Annotated in this window: 5 protein-coding genes; all 5 read left to right on the top strand. The window is 34.4% G+C overall.

All coding sequences use genetic code 11. The features are described 5' to 3' along the window. The first annotated feature begins 245 nt into the window (after window positions 1–245). Entirely contained in the window at window positions 246–1,289 is a 1,044-nt protein-coding gene (dctP, locus tag U9Q18_05550; GenBank protein ID MEA3313823.1) for a TRAP transporter substrate-binding protein DctP, read from the top strand. A gap of 58 nt (window positions 1,290–1,347) precedes the next feature. Then, window positions 1,348–1,866 carry a TRAP transporter small permease subunit gene (locus U9Q18_05545; protein ID MEA3313822.1) on the top strand — a complete coding sequence of 173 codons (519 nt, stop codon included), beginning with the start codon at window positions 1,348–1,350 and terminating at the stop codon, window positions 1,864–1,866. Then, window positions 1,859–3,199 carry a TRAP transporter large permease subunit gene (locus tag U9Q18_05540; protein MEA3313821.1) on the top strand — a complete coding sequence of 447 codons (1,341 nt, stop codon included), beginning with the start codon at window positions 1,859–1,861 and terminating at the stop codon, window positions 3,197–3,199. The genes U9Q18_05545 and U9Q18_05540 overlap by 8 nt, the downstream gene beginning before the upstream one ends. Before the next feature lie 388 nt (window positions 3,200–3,587). Further along, window positions 3,588–4,847 carry a lactate racemase domain-containing protein gene (locus tag U9Q18_05535; GenBank protein ID MEA3313820.1) on the top strand — a complete coding sequence of 420 codons (1,260 nt, stop codon included), beginning with the start codon at window positions 3,588–3,590 and terminating at the stop codon, window positions 4,845–4,847. Window positions 4,848–5,185: 338 nt separating this feature from the next. Continuing rightward, window positions 5,186–6,253, top strand: a 1,068-nt coding sequence (locus U9Q18_05530) for a four-carbon acid sugar kinase family protein (GenBank protein ID MEA3313819.1), incomplete at its 3' end; no start/stop codon positions are given.

Genomic DNA, 6,253 nt, shown 5'->3' with positions numbered 1-6,253 from the left:
AAGGGCAGAAATTTTCCATTGAGTTTTGAAGACAAAAAAATATTGTGGTTATTGAAAGAAAAAAGAGTATAGTAAGATTGAATAGATAGTAATATTTGAAGGGAATTGAAGAGCAAACAGAATAACTGAATCTTTAAATATGGAAGGGAGGTGAAAATCTAAAAGTTGTATTCCAAAGAACTATGTAAATAAAAACCATATACATGGTTCTTGAGAAATATTAAATAACCAAGGAGGATATAAAAATGTTTTCTCGTAAAAAAGTATTTGTATTATTAATTTCAGTCATTGCAGTAGCAGTATTGCTAATGGTTGGAGCTACTTCTGCACTGGCAGCTGATAAGATTGTCTGGAAATCTTCAAGTTTTGGTCCTGCTTCAAATTTTTCACAGATTCACCATGATAAAGCCTGTGAAGCCATTACCCAAGCAAGTGGCGGGCGAATGGAAGTCAAGGCATTTGTCGGTGGTTCGGTTGTTCCTGAAACAAAAGAACTTGATGCTGTCCTTGAGGGCGTTCTGGACTTATGCTATACCTGTCCCATGTATAACCTGGATAAATGGCCGGCAGCCGGTTTAATTAGCTCCAGACCAGGTGGACTGCCCGGACAAATTTTAACACAGTGGTTTGATTATGGCGGAGGATGGCAATTGATGAACAAGATGATGGAGGGTTATAATGCCATGGTTATGCCCGGATTCTTATCTCCTGAGCCGGGTGAAGTGTTCCTTCATTCCAAAAGAAAGATAGAAACTGTGGATGACTTGAAGGGTCTAAAAGTGCGTACTTCCGGTGATGGCGGCGAAATTTTAGCCAGGCTGGGTGCTAATCCCATATTTTTACCTGGCGGTGAATTATACGAGGCAATGCAGAGAGGTACTATTGATGCCTTTGAATATGCAGGCCTATCAACCAATTGGAGTATGCATTTTAATGAAATTGCGGATTATGTTATTATATCACCCGTTCGGGCGCCGAGTGATCCCCACGTCTGGTTTGTGAATAAAGACTCCTGGGAAGCACTTCCTGATGATCTGAAAGTATTGGTGCAGAACGTGATCGCAAGATGGACACAGGAACAGCAAAATTTTGAAAGCCATTATGACATAGAAGCGCTACAAAATTTCAAGGATGCCGGAAATGAGGTATACAATCTCCCCAAAGAAGTAGCAGATGCCCTCTCACAAGAAGCTGTAGCATTTTATACAGAAAAAGCCGCTAAAGAGAGCCCGATATTTGGTGAGATTTTGGACTCCATGAATGCTTACGGAAAAAAGGCTGGATTATAGTAATCATTAGCTGGTAAATTTGTTTATTTGATCAGAGAATAACAAGGAGTTAAGAAGTATGATAATTTTAAGAAAAATGATTAGAGGCATTGATACATTAAGTGAGTATGCTGGTTTATCGGCTAGATGGCTTGCTTGGCTCCTTGTCCTGGTAGGCGCATACGAAACGATTATGAGACATTTCTTTAATGCGCCTACCGTTTGGGCATATGAAACCTTGACTATGGCTGGTGGAGCACTGTACATTTTGGGATGGTCTTACTGTCATTTGCATAACTCTCACATAAGGGTAGATCTATTTTTTCGTCTCCTTTCTCCAAAGAAAAAAGCGTTAATGGACATCATCAGCTCTTTAATATTCTTTTTTCCATTAATGATAGTACTGGTATTTATTTCTACCAAATGGGCAGTGAGAGCATGGAGAATTAATGAGATCATGATTTCTACCTATTGGTACCCCCCGGCCGCTCCATTTAGAACGATATTTGCTGTAGGAGCATTTTTGTTGCTTCTTCAAGGCATAGCTAAGTTTATCCGTGACCTATATTTTGTAATAAGGGGTGAAGCAATTGATTGAATTAAGTGAACAAGTCATTACTGTTTTGATGTTAGGGGGAGTGCTTACCCTAGTCATGACGGGTTTCCCTATTGCTTTTGTAATAGCCAGCGTAGCACTCATTATGGGTTTTATTTTATTTGGGGGAGATATAACGTACCATATTTTATACAGTCGGATGTATAGCATGGTACTAAGTTATCCGTTCCTGGCTGTTCCTCTTTTTACTTTTATGGGCGTTATCCTGCAGATGTCTGGAATCGTTGAAGAACTATATACGGTACTATATGAAGGTATGCGCGGATTGAGGGGTGGGTTAGCTATTGTTACTATAGTATTTGGTACTATCCTTGCGGCATGTTTAGGTGTCATCACTGCTTCTGTTACCATGTTGACATTGATTGCACTGGGACCCATGGTGACAAGAGGCTATGATAAATCAATCGCTTCAGGTTCAGTTGTTGCCGCTGGTACGTTGGGAATACTTATTCCTCCCAGTATTATGTTGGTTGTCTATGCACCACAAGCCGGCCTTTCTATCGGACAGATGTTTATGGCTGCTTTTATTCCCGGTCTAATCCTCTCGGGTTCCTATATTGCCTACGTAGGAATTCGGTGTTACCTGAATCCAAAATTAGGACCACCGGTTTCAGAAGAGAAAAAGCAGGAACTGCCTTATTGGGTAAGAACGATAAAATTATTAAAAGCATTACTTCCACCGGTATTAATCATTTTATCGGTTTTAGGTACCATATTCCTGGGGATAGCTCCCCCCACTGAAGCGGCAGCCATGGGAAGTTTGGCTGCTGTTCTCTTAGCGGTAGCCTACCGAAAAATGACTTGGGATCTTGCCAAACGGGCAGCATTAGAAACACTCAGAGTGAGTTCATTTGTACTTCTGATCGCAGGAATTTGTTACGCTTATGTCGGAGTGTTTATGAGTGCGGGTTGCGGTAATGTTGTAAAAGAGGCAATTTTAGGCGTACCAGGTGGAAGATGGGCTTCTTTTGGCGTAATAATGATAATCGTCTTTCTTTTAGGGATGTTTATCGAATGGATAGGCATTGTCTTTATCATTGTTCCAATATTATCACCCGTTATAGTCGCTTTAGGATTTGATCCACTATGGGCTGGTATGATGGTTTGCATCAATTTACAGATGGCATTTCAGACACCTCCCATGGCAATGTCAGTTTTTGTTTGCCAGGGGGTTGCTCCGCCAGAACTTGGAGTTACGTTGAATGACATAATAAAGGGAGTCATTCCATTTATTGCCATTATAGCCTCCTGTCTGGTTCTTTTTAGTATATTCCCACAGATTATTACATGGCTGCCAAACCTTATGATGAAATAGGTTATACAATAAATTAGATTATTTGGAGGAGGGGAAAACCTTCTCCTCCAAATGTATCATAAGTCGGTCTGATAATCTTCGACATACTTTCAAAACCCCGTATATTATGTTGTTTTTTATGGAAAAACACTCGTTAAAAGCAATACAAATAAAACAATTAATTTTAAGTCACGACTTTAATATTTGAAAACCTTATTTGGAAATTTCTTTAGATTATGTAAGAATGAAGGAAGAGTACATATTTAAAAATAATATTGGCATGGGAATTGATGATTTATAAAAATAAACTAAGCTAAAAATATTTATTCAGGTGCAATAGATATAATATTTATAAAATAACCGAGATATTACAGATAAGTGTTTGCAAAAAAAATGAGGCGAAAAGCTTATGATAGAGGATATTAAGGTAAGAAAAATAAAACAAAATTTTGATAAAACAAGAATAGACAATTTATCTGAATACGTTCATCAATCTTTTAAAAAATCTGATTTAAAAGACAGAATTAAATCAGGTGACAAAATCGGGATAACTGTAGGTAGTAGGGGTATTACTAATATTAAATTGATTGTAAAAGAAGTTGTTTCTGAATTAAAAAATCTCAATGCTTTACCTTTTATTCTACCTGCAATGGGAAGCCATGGAGGTGCAAATAGTGAAGGACAAAAGGAGGTTTTAGCTTCTTATGGTATAACGCAAAAAGAAATGGGTGTTCCCATATTACCTTCTATGGAAACGATACAAATTGGAAAAGTAGAAAATCGTATTCCTATATATTTTAGCAAAATTGCGATGGAAGCAGATGGTATAATTGCTTTAAATAGAGTTAAAATGCATACAGATTTTAAAAGTAAGATTGTTGAAAGTGGAATGTCTAAAATTTTAGCGATAGGATTAGGTAAGGCAAGAGGGGCAAGTACTATTCATTCTTTAGGAGTATATGGTTTAAAAAATGTTATTCCACAAGCAGCGGAATTAATAATTACAAAGGCTCCCATTATTCAGGGCATAGGTATTTTAGAAAACAGTTATGACCAAACGATGAAAATATCTTTTGTCCCACCAGAGGATATAATTAAAGTTGATAGTGAATTGTTAAAAATATCTAAGGAAGTAATGCCAATGTTACCAATTGACGACCTAGACGTAGTAATAGCTCAGGAGATTGGTAAAAATATAAGTGGAACTGGATTTGATACAAATGTAATAGGAAGACTGTACATTAACGGAGAAAAAGAAATTATAAAACCAAGAATTAAAAGGTTGATCGTTTTTGACATTACAGAAGAATCTCATGGCAATGCGTTAGGGATTGGTTTAGCTGATATTACAACCAGACATCTTGTTAATAAGATAAATTATAAAGATATGTATGCTAATACAATAACTAGCACCTTCTTAAACCGCGCTAAAATACCTATAATTGCAGATTCAGAGAAAGAAGCTGTTGAAATAGCAGTAAAAACTTGTTGGAAATTAAAACAGAGTGATGTAAAATTACTGATAATGAAAAATACTCTAGATCTTAAATATTTATATGTTTCAAAAGCTGCTTGGGAAGAAATCAAAGATAATGGAAATATTAAAACGTATGGAGATTGGGAAAAATTATCTTTTGATGAAAATGGGAAAATGAAAACCAGATTATAATTTAAGAAATAAAGAGAATTAATAAATTTATATTTTTAAATATATAGTTTTTGACTTTCTTTTAATGATTGCAAAATTTTTCCAGGTCTTGATGAAAATATGTTTTTACCTGCAAATAAAAGATACAAAGGAACTTTAAAAGATATCTCTCAAATAATTGAGAGTGCAATTGGTAAAATAGATAAGGAATTTAAAGCAAACAGTAAAAAAGGGCTTTACTATTGCTTTTTTAAACAACGGACCTTTATGTAAGAATAAACTTGGCATGAAAATTGCTTATATTGCAAAGTTAGAGATAATTTAATAAAATTAAAACCATATTAACTGGGGTATAATGAATGATTTACGTAATAGCAGATGATTTAACAGGCGCTAATGATACTGGAGTGCAATTTGCAAAAAAAGGTTATAACACAATGGTATCAATATTGGATAAGCAATCAACAATAATTATTCCTGATAATTTAGATGTTTTTGTAGTGGATACCGAGACTCGTGAATTGAAAAGTAAAATTGCCAGAGAAAAATTAAGAAATATTTTAAAAAAAATAAATATTAATAAAAATGACATGATTTATAAAAAAGTAGATTCAACTTTAAGAGGCAACGTAGGTGATGAAATTGAAGAAATAATGAATATTTTAAAAAAAGATATTTGTGTTTTTAGCCCCAGTTATCCGTCTTACCAAAGAATAACTATAGGTGGTTATTTAGTTGTTGACCAGAAGCCTTTAGAGTTAAGTGAGTATTCTTGCTATAACTCAACGCAAATAGAAAATTCTTCTATTTCGTTTTTATTAAAAAGGCAAACGGACTTTCCTGTTGCACAGATTGACTTAAAAGATGTTGCTAAAGGGCAAAAAACAATTTTACTAAAAATAAACGAATTATACCAAAAGGGAAATAAAATAATAATTATTGATTCTACCAATGAGGAACATTTAAAGGATATATTTGCTAGCGGCTTAAAGTTTGATGGATCAGTTTTATTTTCAGGATCCGCAGGGTTAGCTAATCATTTTCCTAATGTATGTAATAAAAATGGAGATCTTAAAATTAATATTGAAAATAATAAAGGTCCGGTTATGGTAATTGCGGGTTCGCGAAATTCTATAATGGAAGATCAAATAAATTATCTTAAAAATAGGTTAAATTTTACCGAATTAAAAATAGATTTAGAGCAGATTTTTTCTAACAAAAGCAAAATTTTAGATAATTATAATACTAAATGCATTGAGGCTATAAAAACTAACCGCGATTTAGTAATACACACTAATGCTATTTATAATGAAGAGAAATTGATAAATAAAAAGGTGATGTTAAAATACAATCTTAGTTTTAGAGAATTAGAGATTTATATTAAAACTTTTCTTGGTGAACTCATATCTAAAATATTAAAAAATAGT

It is taken from the genome of Caldisericota bacterium (assembly GCA_034717215.1).
Lineage (GTDB): Bacteria > Caldisericota > Caldisericia > Caldisericales > Caldisericaceae > UBA646.
This window is presented reverse-complemented; position numbering and strand designations above follow the sequence as displayed.